This is a genomic window from Micrococcus sp. MS-ASIII-49 (assembly GCF_000946635.1).
Taxonomy (GTDB): domain Bacteria; phylum Actinomycetota; class Actinomycetes; order Actinomycetales; family Micrococcaceae; genus Micrococcus; species Micrococcus luteus.
The window spans coordinates 1-3,028 of record NZ_JXSP01000143.1 but is presented as its reverse complement, the minus strand read 5'-3'; the positions used below and the strand labels follow the sequence as shown (position 1 = coordinate 3,028).

The 3,028-nt window shown below is 70.9% G+C and carries 1 protein-coding gene; it reads right to left on the bottom strand.

The annotated features are described in order from the left end of the window. Positions 1-21 precede the first annotated feature (21 nt). Positions 22-3,028 (bottom strand): UPF0182 family protein (locus tag SJ20_RS09545; protein ID WP_044659762.1); only part of this gene is annotated, 3,007 nt, incomplete at its 5' end.

Here is a 3,028-nt window from a genome sequence, read left to right as displayed (position 1 = left end):
CCCCGCCCCGCCGGCGCCGGCTCAGCCGCTCGGCGTCGGGCTGGGGCTCGACGACGGCGCGGGGCTCGCCTCGGCCGGGGCCTGCTCCTGGGCGGGTGCGTCGCCGCCCAGGGCGTCGTCGGCGGCGGTGGCGCGCTTCAGTGCCTCGTTGAGACGCTTCTGCTGCTCGCCGTAGCCGGCCCAGTCGCCCTCGGCCAGACGCTCCTGGCCCTGGACCAGGGCGTCCTGAGCCTCCTCGAGGGCCGCCGAGAGCTCCTCCTCGACCGTGCCCGGAGCCGTCGGCTTCTCGCCCGGTGAGGGCGCCTCCGCCTGGTTCTCCTCCGGGGTGACCGCGCCCGAGTCGCCGTCGAACACCTGGTCCAGGGCCTCCTGGAGGGTGTCCGCGAAGCCGACCTTGTCGCCGAAGGAGACGAGCACCTTGCGCAGCGTCGGGTAGGTGGTGCCGCCCGAGGAGCGGACGTACACCGGCTGGACGTAGAGGATGCCGCCGGCCACCGGCAGGGTGATCATGTTGCCGTTGAGCACCTCGGACGCGCCCTGGCGCAGCAGGTTCAGCTCCCGCGAGACGTCCGCGTTCGAGTCGAAGTTCGCCTGCGCCTGGCCAGGGCCGGGCACCGTGGTGGACCGCGGCAGCTCGAGCAGTCGGAGCTTCCCGTAGCCCTCGGCCTTCACGCCGTCCTCCCCCGAGCCGGCGTCGCCGGTGGCGGAGAGGAAGCCGTAGAGCACGTTGCGCTGCTGGGCACCGTCCGTGATCTGCGGGATGTAGCTGCTGGTGAGGGAGAACGCCGGCTCGTCCTGGCCGGGCATCTGCAGCGTCATGTAGTACGGCGGCTGCTTGACGTCCTCCTCGCGCGTGGGGTCCGAGGGCACGGACCACGCGTCGTTGTTCTCGTAGAAGTCGTCCGCATCGGTCACGTGGTAGCGGCCGAGCAGCTCGCGCTGGACCTTGAACATGTCCTCCGGGTAGCGGACGTGGTCCATGAGTCCGGCGCTCATCTCCGAGTACGGGCGCAGCGAGGACGGGTACACGTTCTGCCAGACCCGCAGCAGCGGATCCTGGTCGTCCCACGCGTAGAGGGACACCGAGCCGTCGTACGCGTCCACCGTCGCCTTCACCGAGTTGCGGATGTAGTTCACCCGGCCCTGCATCGCCGGGTTCTGGCCCTGGCTCAGGGAGTCCACCGTGACCTCGCCCAGCTGCTGGGCGGTGGAGTACGGGAACTGGTCCGAGGTCGTGTAGGCGTCCACGATCCACTGCACGCGGCCATCGACGATCGCCGGGTAGGGGGCGGTGTCCACCGTCAGGTAGGGCGCGACCTTGCGGACGCGCTCGGCCGGGTCGCGGTCGTAGAGGATCTGCGAGGCCTCGTTCACGTCCGAGGACAGCACCAGCTCGGGCGAGCCGAACTTCACCGCGTATGCGAGCCGGTTGAACAGGTTGCCCACCGAGGGGCCGCCGTCGCCGGAGAAGGTGTACGCCGTGTCCTCCTGGGAGTCGGCCGTCTGCGGCCGGTCGCGTTCGACGGCCGGCGCGCCCTCGGGCGCACCCACCACCGAGTACGAGGGCGAGTTGTGCCCGAAGTAGATGCGCGGCTCGTAGTCCTGGTCGGAGGCCAGCGGCCCGCGCGTCGGGATCTCGGAGAGCAGCCACTGGGGCCGGCCGCCGGCCGCGACCTCGGAGGCGTCGGCCACGACCATGCCGTAGCCGTGCGTGTAGATGGTGTGGCGGTTCACCCACGACTGCGAGTCGTCCACGTTGACGTCACGGGCCGCCAGGATGGTGTCCCGCGTCTGGCCGTCCACCTCGTAGCGGTCCACGTGCAGCGTGGTGGGGAACGAGTAGTACGGACGGAACTGCTGGAGCTGCCCGAAGGTCTGGGAGATCAGGTTCGGGTCCATGAGACGGACGTTGGCCGTGTTGGCCTCCTCGCCCGCCAGGGCCCCGGCCTCGGTGTCCGTGGCCCCCTCGTAGTTCGTCACCTCGACGTCGTCCAGGCCGTACGCCTCGCGCGTCATGGCGATGTTCCGCTCGATGTACTCGGACTCGAGCGTGCGCTCGGACGGCTTCACCTGGTACTCCTGCACGATGAAGGGGTACGCCGTGCCCACCACGAGCGCCGTGATGACCAGGACCGCGGTGCCGATCAGCGACAACCGCCACCGGCCCGAGACCACCGTCCACACGAACAGGCCGGCCACGATCACGGCCGTGACCGCCAGGATCGCCGACGTCGGGATGACCGCGTTCACGTCCGTGTAGAGCGCGCCGGCCCAGTTGCCGGTCTGCGACTGCGTGGTGCGGTAGCGGTTGAGCCAGAAGTTGACGCCCTGCAGCAGCAGGAACACGGCCAGGGTGATGCCGATGTGGGCGCGCGCCGCCGGGGTGATCCGCACGCCGCCGCCCTCCTCCACGCGCACCGCGCCGTACAGGTAGTGCACCAGAAGACCGGTGATGCCGGAGACCAGGACCACCGAGATCAGGTACCCGACCACGAGCGTCAGGAACGGCAGGGTGGCCATGAAGAACATGAGGTCCAGGCCGAACTCCGGGTCCGCCTGGCCGTAGGGCACCTGGTTCAGGAACAGCAGGACCGTGTTCCAGCCGTTCATCGCGGTGGAGCCGGCGAACACGCCGAGCACGAGCGGGACACCCAGGAACACCAGGCGCCGGATGGGCTCCAGCTGGCGCTGGGCCTGGCTGAGCGAGTCCCGCGCGGCCGCGGACGCGTCCGCGGGGCGGTGGCGCCAGGCCGTGCGGATCGCCAGCCACACGGCGAGGGCCATCCCGAGCCCGGCGATCAGGAACAGCGCGGCCTTGGCGACGACCTCGGTCCAGAAGACCTCGGTGAAGCCCAGCTGTGCGAACCACAGCACGTCCGTGTAGACGTTCGTGAACACCACGAACAGCCCCACGAGCACGGCCACCGCGATGATGGTCAGCACGAGCGCGCTCGGCCGGCCCGGCCGGCCCCTGCCGCGCGCGGCGGAGGACCCGCCCCCGCCGAACGGGCCGCCGGGGCCGCGGTCC